The following is a 22,656-nucleotide window of genomic DNA, read 5'->3' on the forward strand; positions in this document are numbered from 1 at the left end:
CTCCACCCCCATACGCTTAATCTGTTTGTTCATAACGATTAAGGTATGGGGGTGTTCCATTTAATTTGAATTAATTTCCGAAATAAACATCCAGCTTACCCGTAGGTGGCGTTGTAGCCATCCACACCGCTGCCAGATTATCCGGACTAACTGTAGCCGCAGTAATATAGTCTCCAATCAGTACTGTGGGCATCGGAGAGTTGCCATTTGGATTAAAGGATGTAGTTGTGATACGTCGGTCGGTGAAACTGGCACCGCCATCAAAAGATTCTGCAACAAAAACGTCTAGCAGGAACCCGTCAATCCGATTGCTGTAATAAATAACCCGGATCGTCCCAGCAAAGGGTGATACGCTTATCGACGGGAAAAAATTCTGCGTACCCGGGGGCGCGCCTGTAATACTGATGGGATCTGACCACAGAAGGCCATCCGGAGATTCGCAGAGTAAAACATCGGTATATCCGGCACGTGCATCATTCCAAACGGCATACACAGTTCCACTGTTAGGTCCAACGGAAATATCTGCTCCCAGACTTAGGTTGGTCTGTACCCTAAAAGCGTAATTCGGTACAGGTAAAGGCGAAGGAGCTGGCACAACGGATGAGATGAACGTCGCCTGTCTCTCAAGAAGAGGCTGATAGGTGATTCCCCCATCGTATGAGATGCGCAATAGTGCAGAGGGACTAGCAGGACCCGTAATGATATATCCCGCATAGACTTGACCTGAGAATCCAACAGCCAGCGCGGCCCGATCATGTATTCCTCGGGGATTCGACTGTCGATCAGGCGGCTCCCAGGAGATCCCCTGCGAGAGCGACCTTTGCGTAAATATAGCGGAAGAAGTTGTAGCAAGCGGAGTATAACCGACATATGCATTGCCTCGATATGGGCTACCTGGAGAACGGTCTACGGCAATGAAAGGCTCATCATTATGAACAATGGTTCCGAAACCCGCCTGTACGATAACTGGTGGCTGCCACGTTAATCCATCATCAAATGAGGTATAACTTGCAATTGTCCCATCATTGATCCCGTTAAACAAGTGAACGGTAACGATGAAGGTATTGGGAAACGTATAGTCAATTGTTGGTGCTTCCGCTCCTGAATATCCTGCTGGTTGAGGAAGTACAGTGGTCGACCAGGTACTGCCTCCATCAATGGACCGATAGAAGCCAGTCAATGTTGGTCCTGTACTGGTATCCACAGCAACTACACACATGATACTCGGGTTCAGCGTATTAACTGCAATTGAGGGTTCAAATTGACTGCCTGCCAAAGCTCCAGTAATATTCACAACTACCATCTGCTCACCTCTTTTCGTTTAAGGGATATTTGTGAAACGGTCAATTAATGTCATCTCCGATTGAAGCACACGCTGAATGATCTGACCTGTTGAGTTAACACCGTATACATGAATGACCGTACTTGTAGCACTGAAATAATCACTTTGCACCTCGTAAAACGCCGCATTGATTAGTGGATAGATTAAGCTTCTCGTCGCTTGGGGAAGTAATTCAAAAAGATCATGACCAATAGGTATGCGCGCAGCTTGAGTGGTGTCCCATCTGAACACTTCCAGCTCAATATTGACAGGTGCATTGAGGGAATCATTAATGCATGTCACTATGAGCTGAGTGGATTGGGTCTCACCCGAAGTTGGATTGTAAATAAAACCCGTAGAGTTTGGCAAAAAGCACACTCCTTCCGCGATGTATAGTAAAGTATATTACGATTCTTGCTGCCAATATGACTAAACTTCGACTCTTATATTGGAACGATATGAAAATTTTGTTATGCTACATATGCTAGATTACTAGATTACTTTTAAAGCAAGAATCTACTATTATGTACAAAGTTGGAGGAGACATACGATGCTTATTAAACGTGTAGGAAAAATCGCCGCGGTTACTGTAATTGCTCTCTCTATCCTTGGAAGTACCCCCAATATCGGTGGAGCCTATGTTGCCCCGGCCATCTCAGTTCAATTGGATGATGTTCCCCTGACATTTGATGCAGCTCCACGTATTGATAGAGGTGTCACTTACGTTCCGTTTCGGACAGTCGGTGAAGCCCTAGGTATTGATATTACCTGGAACAGCAAATCACAGACTGTAAAAGCGACGAACACTGTGAAAGGACAAACTACCGAGGTACTATTACAAGTTGGCAGCACCACAGCGACCGTAAATGGAAAAAAAGTTACACTCGCAGCAGCACCCGTTCAGCGGGAGGGCCGCGTACTTATTCCACTAAGTTCGTTCAGTAACCAATTCGGTGCACAAGTAAGCTGGAATCAAGCAACCAAGACGGTCTCCCTTGTCTCCCCACAACGCGAGATGCACCTGAGAGCCTTCTATGCATTGCAATCCTTTCAAGAAAAGGACCTTATTTCTTCCATGAATTCCGTAGCCTTTGGCTGGAGCCGCATTGATCGTGAAGGTCAGTTTACGCTCCAAGGAGAAGAGTACCGCCTCCCTGCTGCTGCGGGTGATATTACACCGCAGTCCATCGTTGCTGATGCAGCAGATCAACAGATCCAACCACAGCTCATGGTGTATGCCTTGGATGGAAACGGAGAACTGACCAAAGTTCTGAGCGACAAGAGCCTGCGGCAGAAATCGATTGAAGGTATAACTGCTGCTGTCACAGAGCATGGTTTTGACGGAGTTGTTCTGGATTTTGAAGGACTGGGCTTTAAACTGGATGTAGTAGAACAACAGAAGCTGCTCAATGCTTACGTGAAACAATTAAAAAGTTCCTTGCCCCAGGAGACAGCCTTATCTCTGGCGGTACCACCGCTAAATAGTGCTTATAAAGGTTATGATTACAAGACACTTGCCTCTATTGCAGATGATCTTATCATTATGGCCTATCAGTATAATCCGGTTGGCACCAAATCTCAGGTACCTGAGCCAAATAGTCTTGTAGATCAGGCAATTCAATTAGCCATACAGGCCGGTGTCCCAAAGAGTAAACTTCTGCTCGGTATCAGTCTAAGCAGTGAAACGCCGTCCTCTGTTGATGATAAGCTGGGTCTCGCCAAACGTTATGACCTCAAAGGAGCCGCGTTCTGGCGTCTGGGTCTGTTCCGTTCCTACAATACGAAAATGGAAGATGCAGTGAATGCTTCTGTGATTAAAGAGTAAACATTCTGACTGGATGCAACTCACTACTCACTTAACTAAAAGAAGGACCTCGCCTCTGGTACGCAGAGACTTGGTCCTTCTTTTTCCCATCATCTTACTTTATAAATTTATCCACACTTCCAAATATAAGCTTCACAAACTGGGTAGGACCAGGCAAACGGGGCTGAAAGAGAAGAATGATCCCAAGCACTGCCGCCACAGCGGTAATTCCCGCGCTCACTATTCTGGCTCGCTTCTCTTTGCTGCTCTTCCACTCTCCATACACTATCGCAGTCGCCAGCATCAATATTCCAAGGATTGAGCCTAGTTTCATGCAATCACCTCTCTTCCAGGCTTGTACAGGAGCCGATTCTGTTCAACTTTCGTCCTCATTAGGTATCCCCTGTGGTCCTGTTGATTTTCCGGTACGTACTACATGTGCATCTACGTTGACTTCCACGTCCATATCAGGATAGATGGTTTCCCAGTTCTTCTCCTGCGCTTTCCATTGATGCGGGTAATATCTGCGGAATTCAACTGCGAATTTGAAGAAATCGGAGCGCAGCTCTTTCTGGGACATGTCTAAAGCATCATGAGCCAAAGATGTGAGTTTAGCCGACCATTCCTTTTCCAGTTTAGTTAATACAGCGGGATCCGTCAGATTTGCATCCGTCGTATTTAACACCACTTCTCCCCTGGTTTGGATGTCGACCTTCATACTCCACTGTTTGTTTACAATTCGCGGCTTCAAGGAGGTTTTATTTTCAATGAGTCTTATCGAAAAAGAACCCTTTAACGGCTCAAACTCAACGGGCATGATAATGCTGTTCAGTTCTTTTGCAAGTAGTAATACACCTACGCTTAGTGGTTCTTTGACCGTCTTGACATAACGATCCTTCTTATACATACTCAGACCTTTCACATATGGCGTAGTCGTCAGTTTATCCTGATCGGGCTCCGGGGGTAAGATTAACATGCGAGACAAAATGGCTGAACTGCTCGGACCTTCAATAGATTTAGCCAGTTCAAGCGCAGTAACACGTGTACCTAACTTCAGATTGGCCATCTCACGTAGCGATTCAGCAGAACTTCGCTCCAGTGGATCAAGTAACGCAAGGATATCTTTCGCAGCCTTTTCGCTGGAAAAGACATATGCATGCTCCCTGAACTGAGGGTAACGCAGGAAAAAATCGATATACTCGCGGATACCGCGTTTGCCGGCTTGCTCACTGATGATTATGACTTCGCAGTGGCCCCAGAACATATTCCGGGGAACTTTACGTTGTAACCGATTCAATGCCTCGGCAATTGTACGTCCTTCCGCTGTTCGAATCATTGTTACCCCGCTTGGACTGCCTCCACTCCCACTGCTATCTCCTGCACTCGCCTTCCGCGGAATGAAAATCTGTGAAGTCAATTGTACTTTGCCATCTTCATAATCTATCCCTGTAGCCAGCACGATAGCCAAATCGTTTATCTCGATACGATCCCAGCATCCACTTAAAAGCACACAACACAATATTGGCATTAGTAGTACTCTATATATTCGCAAGTGCTCCTCCCCCATCAATCAGGTGTTCGCTCGATTCTTCCGAAAATGTGCCCACCCTTTCTTCAGCCATGCGACACCGTAGATCATAGCCGGAAGGATTAATAAAATGCTGATCGTATACAAGTTGGCTGAAGCGCTAACCAAACTGGAAATACCGGATCCACCGGACACAACCCAGTAAGCAAATACCATGCACAGGAACGAAAGTGGCGCAACCACAGGTTTGTAGTCCCGCAAACCAAACCATTCCGCGGTTGATGTAGCAAAGATATATAAAAAAACGGAAATTTTAACGAAAATACCGAAAATCCAGATGGCAATAATAAGGGATTCGATATGTTGCAGAAAGTCCGCAATGGTTATGTATCTTGCTGCGATCATGACCGGAAATACAAATGTATCCGTCAAATCACCAATTAAAAACAGGCAAAACAGATTGGTAACTGTCATCGCAGTTGTTGTAAATACAAGGGAACCCAGCATGACCCGGGTTATTCTTTTTTTTTCATTCACATAAGGTAGCAGAAAAGCCAACACGATATATTCACTAAACCATGCAGCAGGTGCAGCAGCCCCCGTAATAATGGGAATTGGACCCTTCTCCATAAAAGGAAACAGCTCGGCAGGATTCAGTTCACCAATCAACAATATAAAGATCAAAGCCAGCAGAACGATCAGCAGGGTAACAAACACCTGAGCGGTTCGTCCGACAACTTCAATCCCAAGTCTGACATTAATCGCACATACAACAACCATCGTCCCCATCACAACAAACAAAGGTGTACGCGGAAGTGCATTATTGACAATGAATTCACCGTATTCCCGAATAATCAAGCCCGTCAGGTGGGGCAAAAAAGCGATATATATCAGACCGAATAACTTGCCTGGAATCCGACCAATAATCAATACGCTGGATTGAATGAGTGTTTTTCCAGGGTACAGACGATCAAGTCCAACGGAAATACCAATAGCAGCCAGTCCAACGATAGAACCTATAATCGGGGTCATCCACATGTCATGTCCTGCATAGTGCATTGTAATTCCAGGCACAGATAAGATAGCCGTCGCGAGAATGGCGGGAAAGACCATAAATGCCAATTGAGTCACCGATATTTTCCCTTTGTCAGTCAACATATGTAATCCCGCTCCCTTGTTTGCTCGAATGTAGATTGTTCTAGTGTGGTTTGTTCCTTGGGGATGGACGCCACCATACATCCTTAAGTTCCTTAGCCATCGTAGGTGCTACCGGTGAGAGATAAGGTGTTCCAAATGAACGAAGACTGCTTAGATGAATGACAACCAAGATGACTCCTAACATGACACCCGTGAGTCCCAGCGTTCCCGCCAGAAACATCATGGGAAACCGTAGTAGACGAGTCGCGATGCTGGCAGCATAGCGAGGGATCATGAAAGAAGCGATACCGGTAATCGCTACAATGATAATCATGGGGGCTGAGACAATTCCGGCACTCGTCGCCGCTTGCCCAATAATTAAGGCCCCCACAATACTGACCGCTGATCCGACCTGCTTGGGCAATCGGACGCCAGCCTCACGCAATGCTTCAAAGGCAATTTCCATAATAAGTGCTTCCACCAGGGCAGGAAAAGGGATCTCTTCTCTCGCCCGAGCAATACTGAGAAGTAATACGGTAGGAATCATCTCCTGATGAAACGTCGTAATCGCTACATAAGCCGATGGAAGCAGCATGGATAAAACAAAAAAAATGTATCGCAGCCAGCGTACAAAAACACTCATGAACACATTTTGATAATAATCTTCAGGGGATTGTAACATGGAAAAAATGGTTACTGGCGCGATAAGGGTAAACGGCGTTCCGTCAACGAGAATAGCAAACCGACCTTCCAGCAAGTTGGAAACAACGACATCCGGGCGCTCCGTCGCAATCATCTGTGGAAATGGTGAATATCGCTCATCGATAATCCCTTCTTCAATGTATTGACTCTCCAGTACGTCTTGGAGCTTTAAATCGGCAAGTCGTGTCTGCACTTCCTTAACAAGTTTGGGGTCAATAATCCCCTCCATGTATACAAGTGAAATACTGGTGTTTGTACGTTCTCCCATGTTACGTGTATGAATCTTCAATGCAGGTGTCTTGAGACGTTTGCGCAGTAAAGACATATTCATGGTCAACGACTCTGTGAACCCATCCCTTGCACCACGCACGGTCGATTCAGCTAACGGTTCCTCCGTTGAACGATTTGCAGCTTGGTATAGTGGGTATGTTGTTCCGCCTATTGAACCATCCAGTAGTAACAGAGCTTCTCCTTCAAATATGGCCTGTACTGCCTGAGTAGTCGTTTCAACTTGCTTAACAGAAGCTAGCGGAACATGCGCAGCTTTGATCCCCATTTCCTGAAGGGGCGTTAGTACCTGTCTCTCCAGCCGCTCCGTATCGCATACACCAACACAATATACGCATAACGCTGAAGTAAGACACGCCGTTTGGAATGTATGAAATACAACGTCCGAGCAACCCGCAAAAACGGAGCGTAACATTTCTTGATCAATAACAAGTTGTCCGGTTAATGGCAGGTCCTGTTGTGTTATTGCTGATGTGTCCATGACGCCTCCCCTTTCCGTAAACGCTCCGTCCAGATATTCTCAGTTAAAGGTATCCTTTACATATCAGATAGGATATATACGCAAAATATAGAATGCCAAAAAAGCCGCCCTCATGAGCGACTCTGATGATATAGAACGCTATTGCATTCCTATGAATTCGTTGATCTTGCTCTTTGAAATTCCCTATTTTCTATTGATCGCTATCCTTTCACAGCACCCAAAGCAACACTCCCAATAATCTGTTTGGAAAATATAGAGAATACAATGATAATAGGCAGGATTGAGATCGCTACACCCAAATACAAGAGTCCATAATCCATCCCATAGTACCCCTGCACTAGCGCAACCAATACCGGAAGTGGATATTTATCCAGGGAGAAAAATAGCACCAGCGGTGTTAGGAAATTATTCCATGATCCGATAAACGTGAATATGCCAAGGGCGGCGATTGCCGGCCCCAGAATAGGCAGTACAATCTGATTGAACGTCCGGAACTCACCGGCACTGTCCACCCGCGCAGATTCAATAATCTCATCCGGGATACTGCTCTCCATGAACTGTTTGATAAAAAATACATTAAACGCGTTAGCTGCAGCAGGCAAAATAATTGCGGCATAACTATCCAGAAGTCCCATCATGCTGAATAGTCGATATACGCCAATCAAAGCCAGTTGACCCGGTACCATCATGGTTGCTAACAAAAACAGGAACAATCCGTTTCGTCCTTTGAATTTAAATTTGGCAAATCCATACGCAGTTAAGGCCCCAATATACAGAGATAATACGGTCGATGTTCCGGCAATAAATATGCTGTTGGCAAACCCACGCCATATGTTGATTTTGGATACCATGTTCAGATAGTTATCAATCAAGAATGATCCGGGAAGAAATGTGAACGTTGAAGCAATCGTTGCATTGTTATGTGTGGAATAGATAAGCATCAGATAAAATGGAATAATGCAGAGCACGGCAAGACCTGTCAGCAACAGATAGATGATGATTTTACCTGCCGTCAGGCCCCTTGTATTGGCATATTGCTGAATCGCCGCATTTGGTTGTTCAACTGATTTTGCAGTTTGCATAAGAACTCCCCTCCCTATGAACGGCTCTTCCGCTTGGTCATGATGAAGGATGCAACGGACAACAATATGATGATAATAAACAGGCAAAATGCGATGGCAGCGCCGTAACCAAATCGTGTGCTCTGAAATGCTACATTATAGAGATACATAATGCTCGTCATGGCTGCTCGGTCAGGACCGCCATTGCCGTTGGTTAGTGTAAATGGCTGATCGAAAATCTGGATGCCCCCAATAATAGATGTAATCATCTGAAACAGAATAATTGGACGGAGCATCGGCACGATAATATGAATGAAAATATGTTTCTTTTTCGCGCCATCCATCTGTGCAGCTTCCAGCAATGAAGGATCAATGCCCTGAAGACCTGCAAGGTAGATGACCATGGAATAGCCGAAGTATTGAAAAAACAAAATGGATGATACAATCAGACGCATAAACCAGGGATCATTTTTCCAGTTAATTGGATCTTGTATTATACCGGTCTGCACCAAAAAATGATTCAGTCCGCCAGACTGCCAGTCAAAAATCAAGCTCACAAGCAATCCAAGTGATGCCGCCGTAACGATGTTGGGAAAAAAGTATACGGCTCTGAAAAAGTCCCGTCCTTTGAGCAGCTTATCATTCAAGATAAAAGCCAACACAAGTGAGATTGTGAGCTGTGGAACTACAGATACGCCCCAGATGAATAACGTATTAAACAAGGTTTTGTAGAACAACGGATCTTGTAATACGGCAACGTAGTTACCGATCCCTACAAAGTCAGGTGTCGTGATCCCATCAAAGTTGGTGAAACTGATGTAGAGGGAATATAAAATGGGATACAGCCCAAAAGTGGTGAAAATAATAAAAAACGGAGCAATGAAATAGTAGCCGTAATGGTCCTTGCGAATCGTTTTGGCAAACATGTTCTATCCCCCCAGTTATCATCGGATGTGTATATTCATTCGCTTACTAATCCACTTCCAGCTCCGGAAATCTCAAGGTGACATCACGTTTGATTCGCTTTACGACTTCTTCCTTGGTCTGAATGTCCTTGTTGAGATATAACTGGAGTACAATCTTGTAGATATCATTGTTAATCGTGGCATCATATTTGGTGCGTTCGTATACAGGTACCCGTTTTGCAGCCTCCGAGAAAAACTCGAAATGCTTTTGTCCTCCCAAATAAGATGATGAGAGAGACGGGGCAAGTTCATCATTCACAACCATGTTGCTGGTGAAATAATCCTGTTCTTTCGCTAACTCGGATAGAAAATCGTGGTCAAAATTATAGAACTCAATAAACTTCCAGGCCAAATCCTTTTTCTCACTTTTACTGTACATCGCGATGTAGGTTCCACCTGAACTAAAGGCTGACGGTCCCTGGGCTAAGCCCCACATGCCTTCGGTATCCGGAGCGTTTGCCTTGAACGTATATTGCAAACCCCAGGTTGCCCCGGGATAAAACATGACCTCTCCTTTTTGCATGGATGCAGCGTAACCGGCACTTCCATCTTCATACTCGGCAAGTACATTCCGCTCACGTGCTTCACGTACAAGATCAAGCACTTCCAAGTACGTTGGATCGATGACAAGTTTGCCGTCCTTCACCCAAGGTATACCATCATATGAATTCGATATAGCATTCCAATTCGCCAATGCATGTACTTTATTCCCGCTAAGTTGCTGTACCTTCTCTCCAATCTCGAAGATCTTCTCCCATGTATCGATCTGTGAACCCACCTTCTCAGGATCATCGGTGCCCAGATATTTCTTCGCCAGATCCCGACGATAGTAGATGCCCCCTGGTGTTCCCTGATAACCTATCGCTCTGACATTTCCCTCACTGTCCTGTTCATTGGCCTGAACAAAAGCATATTGTTCCTGGATAAGTTCATTGGCGTTATACGGCGAAGCTGATAAATTCTCCAGATATGGAACGTCAATCAGCTCTCGAATATTCGCATTTTCAATCATAAATACATCTGGAGCCTTCGAGGTTGTCTGTAGCGCAGATTTCAGCTTGGTGATATAGAAATTACCAGGGATGTTGACAAAGTTCACTTTGATGTCAGGATATTTCTGTTCGAATTTCTCGATAGCGTACCCTGCTTCATCCGTAAAACTCCACACAGTAATCTCCTGTTGCTTGGTTTGACTCGATGGACTGAACTGACAACCAGCTAACAACATCGCTGCACATACAAATACAATAGTTGGCTTAAACCACTTCTTCATAGGCCCCCTCCTTCAAAAAGGAAACGCTTACAATTTATTAGAGTATATTGATTTTGGAGAGGGCTTTCTCCACAAATATTGTGCATTACCCTCCATATTTTGTGATATTCGTACGATGTTTCTTACGAAATTCGGAGGGTGTACAGTCATTATATTTTTTAAAAAGACGATTATAGGAGTTAACATTGTTAAATCCATGTCCGATCGCAATCTCCAGAATCGTATCCTGACGGAACAATAAAGCCCACTCGGACTTGATAATTCGAAAATGATTCAAGTATTCCATCAGTGTTACTCCCTTGATCTCTTTAAACAGCTTGCAGACATGGAACTTGCTGAATTTAATATGTTCTGCCACCTGTTCCAGCTTAATGGGCTCAGCATAGTGCTCCTCCAGGTATTCACAGACCGATTCAAGGAATTCAAATTTTTTGGAAGAAGTACATGCCCATCCTGAAGATGAAGATTCATCGGTGGTAACCGGTACTTTGGTACGTAATAAAAGTATGATGAGATCATACAACCTGGATACCATTAACCATCGGTATCCCGGCTTCTGATTTTTCTTCTCGGTAATGATGTCATCTATATATAGAGTCAGATTGCTCTGACTTCCCGTATTCGAGGGAATAACTGTTGTTTTGTTGAAAAGTTGTCCGAGATCCTGAATTTCGGCTTCGGTCGTGAAACTCCCGGTTAATAATTCGAGTCGGAACAAAATAATGGTCAAATGTTCGGTCCCCGGCAAAAAGCAGTGCACATCCCCTGGTTTGATCAGTAACACATCCCCCTTTTCTAACTCACACACGTGGTCGTTCACGCCAATTCTGGCGCTCTTACCATTGACGAGAACCAGTTCAACCTCATCATGCCAGTGTGCAGCATAATTGAACTGATTTCCTGTATGAATTACCCGAATGGGAAAACCTTCTTGCATATGGCCTGTCTCCAAAAAAGTGGGTACGCCCATCGTATCAACCTCCATTTATTTCCAATGCAAAATACTCCTCATCTTTATATTATGCATTAATGGCTACTCTCCTTTCTTTTTAAGAATTTAAAATTCTATAGAATGCAAAAAAACTCCTCAACTCAGGTTGAGGAGCCGAACAGAATCACGTTCCACGCATTGGATGTCCAGTGTATATAACGTCTCTACGCTCTCTCCATTCAGCAGTTGGAAGAGAACATGACCTGCAAGCTGGCCTGCATCCCTCTTCGGCTGACGAAATGTGGTTAGAGGTGGATTCATGTACTGAGATGCAGGTATATTGTCAAAGCCAATTACGGATAACTGCTCAGGTATTGAGATATCATGCTCCCTGAAGGCTTCCAAGCCGCCGATCGCCATCTCATCATTTGCAAAAAATACAGCGGATGGCAACTCTCCTTCAAGCAGTTTCTTGGCTGCATCGTACCCATCTTGCTTCATGTATTGTCCGCCAATTTTCCATTCGGGGTTCTCTTCAATGCCTGCCTCCTTCAAGGCTTTCAAATAACCTTGATAACGATGGAGATTACATTCCGATTGTGATGGGCCACTAATATAAGCTATAGTCCGATGCCCTTTATCGATCAGATAACGGGTAGCCAAGTAACCACCTTGCGTATCACTCATCAAAACCTTTACAATATGTTGAGCATCCAGATCCCGATCCATGACAACAATCGGAAACCCTGCTTCAGATGCTTCAATCAGCAACTGATCTTGAATATTCTGAGCAATAACAATAGCTCCGTCAATTCTTCGTTCACGAATGTAACGATGGGCTGTCGACTTCTCTCCACCCAACGAACTACATACGATCATATCGTATCCATGACTCATAACGACGGTTTCTATTCCGTTCACCAAATCCGAGAAATACGGGCTGGACATGTCATGGACAATAATACCAATGGTTTGTGTACTATTTCGTTTTAATTCCGATGCAGGACCATGCCTAACATAATTGAGTTGACTCGCTGCCTCAAGCACTCGAAGTCTTGTCGGCTCACTTACATTCCCTTTATCGTTGAGTACGCAAGATACGGTCGAACTGGCTACACCAGCCATCTTGGCTACATCTTTAATCGTTGTCATCATATATACTCCTCAAAAACAGTTTCATCTGTTTAGTTCATTATGGCAGTAACACAGCAATACACACGGGATAGTTCACTAGCATTTTAACACGTCAGTCCAGTCATGTCTCTTAGCAAAACATCAACTACGATAAAACATATTAAAGAAACCGAGGTGCCTTCATGAGATTTAATGAATATGTAATAGGTCAGCGTTACGAAACCACATCTTTGGCATTATCCAAGAGTGATATTATTGAGTTTGCCACAATCTATGATCCACAGTACATGCATTTGGATGAGGAAAAGGCCAAACAAGGCCGATTCGGCAGTTTAATTGCTTCTGGCATGCAAACGATGAATATCTCCTTTAAATTATGGATTGAGGTTGGGGTCTATGGAGAGCATGTCGTGGCGGGCACTGGAATGAATAACATTCAATTCCTGAAACCGGTCTTTCCGGATGATGAACTTCATGTCATTGCAGAAGTCATTGGGCTGACTCCCAGACGAAAAGGAAATGGGATTGTTACCGTGCTGCTGAGTACTTTCAATCAGAAGAATCAAAAGGTATTTCAGGCAGAATTAAGTGCTTTAATCGATAATTAAGGCTGAGAAAAAGCTCAAAAAAGCCGCCAATTGGCGGCTTTTCGTAGATATATCACATTGAAGCATTTTTAAGCGTTATATCCTTTCAATACCTGCCCCAAAATCTCTACACCCTTGACAATCTGTTCGTCTGAAGGGGTTGAGAAATTAAGTCTGATGGCATTACAAGGGTCTTGCTCGTTCACCAGGAATGCATTTCCCGGTACAACCGCAACCCCTTGTGCTGCCGCTGTCTTGGCATAATCAAGCATTGGCACATGTGCTGGCAGATCACACCAGAGGAACAGTCCACCATCCGGTTGGGTATAGGTAATGGACTCACCCATATGCTCTTGCAGCTTGTCCATCATCAATGTTGCTTTTCTCCGATAGACCTCACGAATGCTGTTAATGTGCCCCGCGTAATCATACTCTGTCATGAACTTGTACGCCAGAATCTGTGGAAGCATGGCCGTATGTACGTCTTCTCCCTGTTTGGCAACAACCATCTTCTCCACGACTTCATGGGGCGCTTGTACAAAACCAACGCGCAGTCCTGCCGACAAAATTTTGGAGAATGATCCAACATATATGACCAGACCCTCATCATCCATAGACTTGATGGTTGGCACATCGTCTCCATTGAATCGAAGTTCTCCGTACGGGTTATCTTCCAAAATCATAACGCCATACTTCTTAGCCAGCTCGTATATGGCCTTACGTTTTGCAAGACTCGTTGTTACACCGGTAGGATTCTGGAAACTTGGGATCACGTAGATCATTTTCACATTAGGCTCCGTTTGCAGCGCCTGTTCCAGCTTCTCGATATCCATACCGTCCATCTCCATCGGAACACCGGCAAGCTTTGCACCGGATGCCCGGAAGGAGTTCAGGGAACCGATAAAGCTCGGACTCTCACAGATAATCGTGTCCCCTTCATTACAGAATACTTTACAGGCCAGTTCAATCCCCTGCTGCGCTCCAGATACAATGAACAATTGATCGGATGGTTTACCGGTATCAAAACCTGTCTTCAAATGTTGAGTCAATGCTTCCCTGAGGGGAACATATCCTTCCGTAATCCCATATTGCAGAGCTGTGACCGGGTCATGCTCCAGAATGGATTGAGTGAATGTACGAATCGCCTCAATAGGAAAGGTTTCCGGAGCAGGATTTCCCGCAGAGAATGGAATCACATTTTGCCCCGAAGAAGCCTTCAGAATCTCACGAATAATGGATGGTTGCAGTGCTGCGATACGATTGGAAAATGAATAGTTCATCTTAAATAGTGCCTCCCGACATCTCATCTGAATTAACTCTCTATCATTACATTAGATTCTATTATACGAGCATTTCCCGAATTTCCAAACTGTCTCCACAAAATTAATGCTTGTACGCCAAAAAAGAGGCCGCCGTCAGCAACCTCTTTGCATAAGTATTGATCAAACTTTCAGCCTGTTAGCGCGCTGCGTTCATCTCGGATAGCCGTGTGGCCTTCACAACATAAGCGGCTAGACCAGGGATCATCCGGGCCAGACCAGGATAGAATTTATTGGTCTTGGCAAAAGCCAGCTTTTGAATTCTTCTTGCGCGTCTGAGCAATTGGGTGAATTCACGACTTGCTTCCAGCGTGTAATTACTCTGCCAATCGGCATGTTCAATGTCGCCTTGCAGGTACTTATCAGTCCATCTTGCACACAGGAGTGAGGAGCGAAGGGCAATGGACATTCCGTCTCCACATAAGGGTGGTATCATCAGCATGGCATCCCCAATATGCGGATATTGAGACCACGGCTCAGGAACGTTGGACAGATGCAGCGGCGCAATTGACACTTGCGTTCCATCTACAGGTTTGCCTTCGGCTAAACGGGCTGCCAAGCTCACGTTTGTCAGGGATGCCGCCTGTAAAATATCGTTTACAGACTTGCCACTTCCCTGGACGGTATCCAGTGTCAACAATGCGGCGACATTCACAATACCATCCTCAATCGGAGAAATGCCCACGTAACCACCCTCGCAAAAATATAACTCTACCCGTGCGGGAATCTCTATCCCGCTGAAGTGGGACTTAACGCCAACGTATACGGTTTGGTCCCGCAGATCAGGTGCGGAAGCCATCCCGCGCGGCTTTTTGGTCCCATGTGCCCCGATAACGGCTTTGGCTCTGTAGCTGATCCGCTCATCTCCCTGTTTCACCTGAACCTCATAACTGGCATCCTCAAGCTGCTCGATGCTCGTTAAGGTCGCTTTGGTCACAATCTGGGCTCCGGCCTCCAGAGCCTTCTGATGCAAAATCTGGTCCAGCTCATATCGACTTATGCCATATGCGAATCCCGGCAGCGGTGCTTCGATCACTCCGCCTTGTGGCATAACGATTTTGGCATGATCCATCGTGCTAGGTTTCTTCGACTGGTCCAGAAGGTGAATGTCCAGAACTTCTAACATCTCCTTGGTTTCGGGTGACATGAACTCACCGCAGGTTTTGTGCCGCGGGAACTCCTGGCGATCCAGCAAAAGGGTCCGATGTCCTTTCCCTGCCAGTTGCATTGCACATGTACTGCCGGCAATTCCGGCTCCGATGACAATCACATCTATCGATTTCGACACGTAAGATCACCTGCCTTTCGTGGGAATTACAACAGAATAACGGAATAAGGGCTTCCATTCATAGGTCATCGTATCATGATTGAGACGTTGTTTAAGTTCCTTCCAATCCCTCCCTGTAAAACCTTTGGCTACGGAAAGAGGCCCATCATGACGAATATAACGATTGCGCGAGATCATCCGTGTAGTAATCCAGACCGCCTTATAGGATACGGGGTGGCGGTGAATATCATTAATAACGACACCGTATCTGGATGCTCTTAGCATATGAGAAACCATATCGACCAGCTGATCTCCGTCAAAATGATGTACAAACTGGGAGCCTGTCACGATATCTGCGGAAGCATCCGGCAGTTGTGTAAGATCGGCACGCTGTACCCGAACTCGGGGTTCGTCACGAAATAGTTGTCTCGCTTCCTCACACGCTTCTTCCGTCAGATCAACCAACGTAATTTCCAGCTGAACACCCTGACGATCTGCCCATTGCAGTAGTTTCTGGTTCACATCCCCTGAACCTGCCCCCACATCCAGCAGGGTCAGCTTATTCGGCTTACCGACTGAGTTCCACAACTTCTCTACACCAGCCAGAGTTGGGCCAGGTGCTGCAAATATTTTGTTAAGACGTCTCAGATGTCTAAGCGCTTCACGCAGCTCCTCCCCTCCCAGAGAGAAGTCATCCATCAGTTCATCTTCCTTGGCTCGAATGGACAATGTTCTAAAAAAGGACATGATCGTGCTCCTCCATCACTGAAGATAATGAGGGGACATAAGTGAATTTCATCAACTCTGCGGTGAGTCCCGGTCCAAATGCCATGGCTACACCATCTGTGGAGGATTGACCCTGTACCTTCATGTCCTCACGCATCGCGTTCATTACAAACAGAATGGTATTGGAGGATAAGTTACCATACGTTCTGAGGACATCCCTGCTATACTTTGTTTGCTCGTCTCGAAGCTTCATTACATTCTGCACAGAGTCCACAATCCCGCGTCCTCCCGGATGAATGGCCCACAGTTCAGGCAGCTGTTCACTTTGCAATAAGAGACGCAGTTCCTCTTCCAGGTGAACACCTAACAGTTTTGGAATACGTGGGGATAGATACAGGTCATACCCCAGATTCCCCACCTCCCAGGTCATATCTTCAGTCGAATCGGGAAGTAGCACAGAATAACCCGTTCCCAGACTCAAATAATTCTTGTGCTGAGGTTCTGGTGTGCCCACTACACAAGAAGAAGCAGCGTCTCCGAAGAATGAAGCTGCAAACAGCGCTTCCCGATCTTGTACGGGCTGAAAATGAATGGTGCACAACTCTACACAGACCACAAGGACCTGTGATCCGGGAGCTCCCTGCACCACATCTCGTGCCATCTGAATGGCTTTCAGCCCTGCGGCACAACCCTGAAAGATTAGCGGCAGTCGATTAACTCGGGCAGACAAACCCAAATGACGGATGAGCATAACATCAAGACCCGGCAGATATTGACCTGTGCAGCTGACCGTGATGATATGTGTGATGCTCTTTGGAGATACGCCTGAATCCTCCAGGGCTTTCTCTGCAGCCTCAACCCCGAGCGGAAGCGCCTCTCGCTTGTATGTATTCATTCGTTCTTCGGTTGTCGGGATGTCTGATCGCTCACCAGAGGGCAGATAACGGCATTCTTCGAGTGAACCCAGATAGCTCGGTTCCACGGTATATCGTGTTTCAACACCACAGGACTTGAATATTCGTCTGGCAAAACGGGCCAAATCTGGCCGATCCTGAAGAGAAGAAGCGATTAGTTCTGCAATATCTGACTGTGCTACGGGGTGAGCAGGTAGAGCCGTTCCCATGCCAAGAATCGCGATATCGGATGGACTGTTATATTGGTTCATAATAAACCTCCTGGTATTGGTCATTATTTCCTCTAATTTAACAACTCTTACCCTTAACGATATCGTTATAATCTCAATAAGGCTCCTAATCTAGTTTATTAACACATCCGCAAGCTCAGAAGCTTGGTTTCAACATGCCATTGAAGCAATTACACCAATGAACGAAAAAAAGCCGCCATTAGGCGACTTCAAGGTAACTATATTCCTTCTAAGCGTCATTCTGATACACGTTATTTGGAAAATGCTTCTCTGATCTTGTCACTCATCAGGTACCAGGCATCCTCAGCCATCTGGAGATCGCCAAAATGCGTAAATCCATGAGCGGCTCCCTCGTACTCCTTAAGTGTCACCTTCACACCGCTTGCTTCCAGCCTTGCTGCATATGTTCTTGCTTCTTGGGCCAGTGAATCTTTCTCCGCGGTAATGATCAATGCTTCTGAAAGTCCCTCTACTGATGTTGCAAGCACAGGTGAAGCCAACGGGTCTTGCGCCTCTTCTGACGTTTCAAGGTACATAGCATTGAACGTTCTGGCGATATCGGCTGGAATGGCTTCTGCAAAACTCGGTTTCTCGGCCGGATCTGTAGCCACATCCAATACGGCATAATCCATAATTTGCAGAACAATTGGCAGCTCGCTACCTCGTTGCTGATTCAGTAAACACACTGCTGCAGCAAGATTACCACCAGCGCTATGTCCCCCAATAGCGAATAGAGACGGGTTAACCGAGAAGGATTGCGGGTTGGCATGGACCCACTGTACAACGTCGTAACATTCATGAACCGCCGTTGGGAACTTGTGCTCTGGTGCAAGACTGTAATCGATATTAACGACCACACAATCAGATCGATCAGCAATCAAGCGACACCATGGATCATCCATCTCTGCTTGTCCCAAGATGAAACCACCCCCATGCATATTAAAGAAGACCGGCAGAGGCGCGGAATGCTCCCTATCCGGTGTATACACAAGTACACGTGTATCCCCTTTAATTGTAGGAATCATGACTTCTTTTACTGTGACCGCATACGTGGAACTGGGTTGAAGAGCTGCACCTGTACCGACGACATTTTGACGCATACGTTGTACCATTGCCAATTGTTGTTGTTGATCCATAGATATCACTCCTTTAGTGGATTGCCAATACGCCTTCTTCCGTTGTCACTTTAAGTATAGATGACACTTGTCTATTCCGTCATGTGCAAATCATTTGATATGTATTGATCAACATGCTGAAACGTCAACCAAAATTACCTTCCCCTGCTCTTAATGCTTCAATGTTAACATTCAGTGCCAGGAGATTGGTTTGGGTCCGTGCTTGTTTCCTTTTTTTTGTGGAACATCATCCAGCCCCCCATCAAACAAAATAAAACGCTGCACCCCATGCCAAACAAGCTACTGGTTTTTAATGCAAGAGGTGAGCCTTGCATGGTAAGTAACGTCGCTTGGGTCACCACGATGGATACCATCGCATCGGTGAAGTTAATCATTTTCAATGTAGATATGATCGGGTTATGGAGATGACGGTTCGCCCAGGTACCATACACGGCAAAAACCAGCTTGGTAAAAGCAACTGTAGATACGATATACACGATGTTACCCTCATATATGAAGGCATCGCCGATTAGATACATTCGCAGGCAGACCATCGAATAGGACACGCCTAGTAAACACAGGAACAGACCTCCGCGCTTATATACCGTAAGTTCTAATCTATATCTTTCTTCGGGAGAGTCCATTCTCTTGGTAACTGTATATTTATGGAGCACTTGTCCTTTTGCCACACACAGAATCAGATAATATACAGCATTTGTAATGAACCATCCCGAAAGCAGATATATGCCCAGGATTAACTTGCCTATCCCTGTTACAGCATTGATAACAAGGGAAGCCACATTAAACAAGGCCGTTCGATCTTGTTTATTTCCAAGGTAATGCAACCAAATGGACTTCAAATATGTCTTCATTTTCATAGGATATTCATTCTGTTAGAGAAGCAGACCATTAGCCTTTTCACCTACCTCTTAAATGTCAATAACATGATGAATGAGGTGTAGAGAAAGTGGTATATGTTCTCCTCATTCGGCCAAAGACTCCCGAACGCTTTTTGGAAGGGATTTGACAACCATATCATACGAGTGATCGATCATGACATAGACATCTTCATCGGACAATGAACCATCCAGCGTAATGGTATTCCAGTGTTTTTTGTTCATATGATATCCTGGTCGAACCGCTTCATGCTGCTCTCTCAGGTTCTCTGCAATAATGGGATCACATTTTAAGTTTAATAGACCATTTTCTTCTTTGTCTTCGAAAAGTAATGCGAATATTTTCCCTCCGACCTTCATCGCGACTGGATCAGGCCCAAATGGATAATCCTTGGTCGCACCTTTCTTCTTCAAACTGTATTCAATCATCGTATCCTTCAAGTCAGTACCTCCCTTTCACCAGTGGACGATATAATGATACCGAATGTAAGTTCGTATGTAAATAAGCTCGTTGCACATAAAAGCACATAATAAAACCTCCTCCAAATGAATGGAGAAGGTTTTATCTGGATTTATTTAGATCTTAATTGGCTCTATCATTCCTAGTTTTGCTGCTGCGGCTGAATGAGCCATGGTTAGATTTACTGCTACTACTGTTTGATCTACTGCTATTGGGTCTACCGTCGTTTGAACGACTACTGTTTGATTTACCACTCTTGGCAAACCATTCGGATTTGGGCTTGCGTGCCGGGTTAGCTTTGGACTTCGCCGGTTTGCCTGCAGCCGATTTGTTGAACGAAGGTTTACTGCCTGATGCTTTGCTGGTTTTATCAAACACAGGTACACCTGTCATTGGATACGGATGACCTTTTACTTCAGGAATCGTCTTTTTGATTACTTTCTCGATATCCTTCAGGAATGGAAGTTCGTCCTTCTCGCAGAACGAGATGGCCATCCCGCTTTTGCCTGCTCGACCTGTACGGCCAATACGGTGAACATACGTTTCCGGAATGTTAGGCAGGTTAAAGTTAATGACATGTGAAAGTTCCTCTACGTCAATTCCTCTTGCCGCGATATCCGTCGCAACTAATACACGTGTTGCACCACTCTTGAAGTTGTTCAGTGCCCGTTGTCTCTCGTTCTGAGACTTGTTGCCATGAATAGCCTGTGCCGTAACATTCGCTTTGGCCAAATCACGTGTAACCCGGTCAGCGCCGCGCTTCGTGCGTGTGAACACCAATGCCGTGACGATGGATTTATCCTCCAAAATTTGGTTCAACATATGTTGCTTCTTGCCGTTTTCCAACAAATAAATAGACTGCTCAATGCGGTCTACCGTTGAAGATACCGGTGTGATTTCTACTTTGACTGGATCAACCAGCAGGGTTTTAACCATTTTGGTGATTTCAGGAGGCATCGTAGCTGAGAAGAACAGCGTCTGCTTTTTGTTCGGCATTTTGGCAATGATTCTTTTCACATCATGAATGAAGCCCATGTCTAACATCCGGTCTGCTTCATCCAAAACGAGAATCTCAACCATCTTCAGATCAATACGTTTCTGGTTAATCAGATCGTTCAATCTACCAGGCGTTGCGATAATAATATCTGCACCTTGATTCAACGCACGCTCTTGCACTTTTTGCGAAACGCCGCCAACGATTGCCGTACAACGAATGTCCGTATACCGGCTATATACCTTGATATTATCCGCGATCTGAATAGCCAGTTCTCGTGTTGGTGTCAAAATTAATGAGCGAATATGTCGTGCGGACTTCGATCCTTGCCCTTTGGATCTTTCGCTTAATAATTGAATGATCGGCACTGAAAATGCTGCCGTCTTGCCTGTTCCTGTCTGTGCACATCCCAGCAGATCTCTGCCAGCTAATACAGCTGGTATGGCCTGTTCCTGTATAGGGGTAGGATTAGTATAGTTTGCTTTGCTTAACCCTTCCATAATAGAGGGGATAATATTTAAGTCCTTAAATGTCATGTTGTCTCCTTCATTTACGCACATCTATCAATAAGACGCATCTTTTATTTCACACGTAACGTATAAGGATACCATTAAAAACGCAATTTGTACATTATCTTTTTAAAATCACTTTGTTTAACTGACCAATTTAAGACCAACTGCCGATCCGAGCACCATAGCGATAAACAGAATTCGTAGGGCATTTCGAGGTTCTCCATAAAACACCATGCCCAGAATGGCACCACCGGAGGCTCCGATTCCCGTCCATACGGCATATGCTGTCCCCATCGGAAGAGTTTCCATTGCAATGGACAGGAACATGAAGCTTAAACCAAACCCGACTACCAATAGAACCAGTGAAATGAGATTACGGTCTTTGTGCAACTTGTTTATCATCAGCACTCCGATCATCTCAAATATACCTGCCAAGATAAGAAATACCCAGTTCATTATAGCTGCACCTCCTTATTCTTCTCTTTACTCAGCATTTTAAGACCAATTACGCCGAGTAAAAGTACACCAATCAGCACCATTTTTCCGCTTTGAACAGTCGCATTAAACAGAACAATCTCTGCAAGTACCGTACCAGCGGTACCCAGGCCAACGAATACGGCATATACGGTTCCCACAGGCAGTGTCCGCGAAGCTGCAATCATCAAGGAGAAACTAATGATAATTGCAACCAACGTAAACCCCCATTCCAGCAGACCACTGGCATGTTTCAATCCAATGACCCAACCCAATTCAAACAACGCAGCAATTACAACCGACATCCACGTTTTATTCATTCTTGTAACACTCCTTCTCTACTACATTTTTTTGTACAACCCGTAAGGTACATTAGCGAAAAAACAAAAAAAGCCCGGGAAACAAACTGCATGTAGCAGTTCATCTCCCAGGCTTTTATCCCTCCGTGGCACAACCAACAGGTTGCGGGTTTTCTCTCGGACCAGACCGACATATCCATCGCGGAACCCTAGAAAACCTGTTTTTATTCTAATGTGT

The 22,656-nt window shown here is 45.2% G+C and carries 23 protein-coding genes and 1 riboswitch; of the genes, 2 read left to right on the plus strand and 21 right to left on the minus strand.

Annotated features, from left to right (window positions below; translation table 11 throughout):
* Positions 1 to 70 precede the first annotated feature (70 nt).
* On the minus strand, positions 71 to 1,303 hold the full coding sequence (locus AC1DE7_RS06725; protein WP_174806460.1) for a sialidase family protein: 1,233 nt from the start codon (positions 1,301 to 1,303) through the stop codon (positions 71 to 73).
* 18 nt (positions 1,304 to 1,321) lie between these two features.
* Positions 1,322 to 1,690 carry a hypothetical protein gene (locus AC1DE7_RS06730; protein ID WP_127548371.1) on the minus strand — a complete coding sequence of 123 codons (369 nt, stop codon included), beginning with the start codon at positions 1,688 to 1,690 and terminating at the stop codon, positions 1,322 to 1,324.
* Between the two features lie 181 nt (positions 1,691 to 1,871).
* On the opposite strand from AC1DE7_RS06730, the gene AC1DE7_RS06735 reads away from it, so the two are divergent.
* Entirely contained in the window at positions 1,872 to 3,146 is a 1,275-nt protein-coding gene (locus AC1DE7_RS06735; RefSeq protein ID WP_315371859.1) for a stalk domain-containing protein, read from the plus strand.
* A 94-nt stretch (positions 3,147 to 3,240) separates the two neighbouring features.
* Here AC1DE7_RS06735 and AC1DE7_RS06740 read toward each other — a convergent pair whose 3' ends face one another.
* The 9 genes from AC1DE7_RS06740 to AC1DE7_RS06780 form a co-directional block, all read right to left on the minus strand.
* Positions 3,241 to 3,459, minus strand: coding sequence for a hypothetical protein (locus tag AC1DE7_RS06740; protein ID WP_127548367.1), 219 nt, complete (start codon positions 3,457 to 3,459; stop codon positions 3,241 to 3,243).
* A 42-nt stretch (positions 3,460 to 3,501) separates the two neighbouring features.
* A complete protein-coding gene (locus AC1DE7_RS06745; RefSeq protein WP_315371863.1) occupies positions 3,502 to 4,653 on the minus strand; it encodes a Ger(x)C family spore germination protein in 1,152 nt (383 codons plus the stop codon).
* Between the two features lie 42 nt (positions 4,654 to 4,695).
* Positions 4,696 to 5,811 carry a GerAB/ArcD/ProY family transporter gene (locus AC1DE7_RS06750; RefSeq protein WP_339286793.1) on the minus strand — a complete coding sequence of 372 codons (1,116 nt, stop codon included), beginning with the start codon at positions 5,809 to 5,811 and terminating at the stop codon, positions 4,696 to 4,698.
* Positions 5,812 to 5,851: 40 nt separating this feature from the next.
* A complete protein-coding gene (locus AC1DE7_RS06755) occupies positions 5,852 to 7,261 on the minus strand; it encodes a spore germination protein (protein ID WP_127548361.1) in 1,410 nt (469 codons plus the stop codon).
* Between the two features lie 200 nt (positions 7,262 to 7,461).
* Positions 7,462 to 8,343: a carbohydrate ABC transporter permease gene (locus tag AC1DE7_RS06760; protein ID WP_081745887.1), complete on the minus strand. Its 882-nt coding sequence runs from the start codon at positions 8,341 to 8,343 to the stop codon at positions 7,462 to 7,464.
* 14 nt (positions 8,344 to 8,357) lie between these two features.
* Positions 8,358 to 9,248, minus strand: a complete 891-nt coding sequence (locus AC1DE7_RS06765; protein WP_036608160.1) for a carbohydrate ABC transporter permease — start codon at positions 9,246 to 9,248, stop codon at positions 8,358 to 8,360.
* A gap of 46 nt (positions 9,249 to 9,294) precedes the next feature.
* Positions 9,295 to 10,560, minus strand: coding sequence for an ABC transporter substrate-binding protein (locus AC1DE7_RS06770; protein WP_036608163.1), 1,266 nt, complete (start codon positions 10,558 to 10,560; stop codon positions 9,295 to 9,297).
* A gap of 85 nt (positions 10,561 to 10,645) precedes the next feature.
* On the minus strand, positions 10,646 to 11,530 hold the full coding sequence (locus AC1DE7_RS06775) for an AraC family transcriptional regulator (protein WP_282321508.1): 885 nt from the start codon (positions 11,528 to 11,530) through the stop codon (positions 10,646 to 10,648).
* Positions 11,531 to 11,647: 117 nt separating this feature from the next.
* The gene (locus AC1DE7_RS06780; RefSeq protein WP_477533989.1) at positions 11,648 to 12,643 is read right to left on the minus strand and encodes a LacI family DNA-binding transcriptional regulator; all 996 of its coding nucleotides are present in this window, start codon (positions 12,641 to 12,643) and stop codon (positions 11,648 to 11,650) included.
* 164 nt (positions 12,644 to 12,807) lie between these two features.
* On the opposite strand from AC1DE7_RS06780, the gene AC1DE7_RS06785 reads away from it, so the two are divergent.
* Positions 12,808 to 13,233 carry a MaoC family dehydratase gene (locus AC1DE7_RS06785; protein ID WP_315371619.1) on the plus strand — a complete coding sequence of 142 codons (426 nt, stop codon included), beginning with the start codon at positions 12,808 to 12,810 and terminating at the stop codon, positions 13,231 to 13,233.
* Between the two features lie 68 nt (positions 13,234 to 13,301).
* Here the strand turns inward: AC1DE7_RS06785 and AC1DE7_RS06790 are convergent, their stop codons facing one another.
* The 10 genes from AC1DE7_RS06790 to AC1DE7_RS06835 all read right to left on the minus strand — a co-directional run bounded on the left by AC1DE7_RS06790 (position 13,302) and on the right by AC1DE7_RS06835 (position 22,439).
* Complete coding sequence (locus AC1DE7_RS06790) at positions 13,302 to 14,492, minus strand: aminotransferase-like domain-containing protein (protein ID WP_076317962.1); 1,191 nt, start codon at positions 14,490 to 14,492, stop codon at positions 13,302 to 13,304.
* A 178-nt stretch (positions 14,493 to 14,670) separates the two neighbouring features.
* The gene (locus AC1DE7_RS06795; RefSeq protein ID WP_315371617.1) at positions 14,671 to 15,819 is read right to left on the minus strand and encodes an NAD(P)/FAD-dependent oxidoreductase; all 1,149 of its coding nucleotides are present in this window, start codon (positions 15,817 to 15,819) and stop codon (positions 14,671 to 14,673) included.
* 6 nt (positions 15,820 to 15,825) lie between these two features.
* The gene (locus AC1DE7_RS06800) at positions 15,826 to 16,545 is read right to left on the minus strand and encodes a methyltransferase domain-containing protein (RefSeq protein WP_076211919.1); all 720 of its coding nucleotides are present in this window, start codon (positions 16,543 to 16,545) and stop codon (positions 15,826 to 15,828) included.
* Positions 16,532 to 17,689 carry a type III polyketide synthase gene (locus AC1DE7_RS06805; RefSeq protein WP_477533990.1) on the minus strand — a complete coding sequence of 386 codons (1,158 nt, stop codon included), beginning with the start codon at positions 17,687 to 17,689 and terminating at the stop codon, positions 16,532 to 16,534. Before AC1DE7_RS06805 ends, AC1DE7_RS06800 begins: the two co-directional genes overlap by 14 nt.
* A 230-nt stretch (positions 17,690 to 17,919) precedes the next feature.
* Complete coding sequence (locus tag AC1DE7_RS06810; protein ID WP_477533991.1) at positions 17,920 to 18,804, minus strand: alpha/beta hydrolase; 885 nt, start codon at positions 18,802 to 18,804, stop codon at positions 17,920 to 17,922.
* A gap of 164 nt (positions 18,805 to 18,968) precedes the next feature.
* Positions 18,969 to 19,661 (minus strand): hypothetical protein, encoded by a 693-nt coding sequence (locus tag AC1DE7_RS06815; protein WP_101314060.1) that lies wholly within the window; start codon positions 19,659 to 19,661, stop codon positions 18,969 to 18,971.
* Between the two features lie 105 nt (positions 19,662 to 19,766).
* Entirely contained in the window at positions 19,767 to 20,120 is a 354-nt protein-coding gene (locus tag AC1DE7_RS06820; protein ID WP_076249404.1) for an MmcQ/YjbR family DNA-binding protein, read from the minus strand.
* A gap of 142 nt (positions 20,121 to 20,262) precedes the next feature.
* Positions 20,263 to 21,669 carry a DEAD/DEAH box helicase gene (locus tag AC1DE7_RS06825; RefSeq protein ID WP_036608186.1) on the minus strand — a complete coding sequence of 469 codons (1,407 nt, stop codon included), beginning with the start codon at positions 21,667 to 21,669 and terminating at the stop codon, positions 20,263 to 20,265.
* Between the two features lie 117 nt (positions 21,670 to 21,786).
* Positions 21,787 to 22,101 (minus strand): DMT family transporter, encoded by a 315-nt coding sequence (locus tag AC1DE7_RS06830; RefSeq protein WP_100528056.1) that lies wholly within the window; start codon positions 22,099 to 22,101, stop codon positions 21,787 to 21,789.
* Positions 22,101 to 22,439, minus strand: coding sequence for a DMT family transporter (locus AC1DE7_RS06835; RefSeq protein WP_477533992.1), 339 nt, complete (start codon positions 22,437 to 22,439; stop codon positions 22,101 to 22,103). Before AC1DE7_RS06835 ends, AC1DE7_RS06830 begins: the two co-directional genes overlap by 1 nt.
* A gap of 102 nt (positions 22,440 to 22,541) precedes the next feature.
* A riboswitch (guanidine-I (ykkC/yxkD leader) is annotated at positions 22,542 to 22,642 on the minus strand.
* Positions 22,643 to 22,656: the final 14 nt, after the last annotated feature.

It is taken from the genome of Paenibacillus sp. 10L310 (assembly GCF_056395745.1).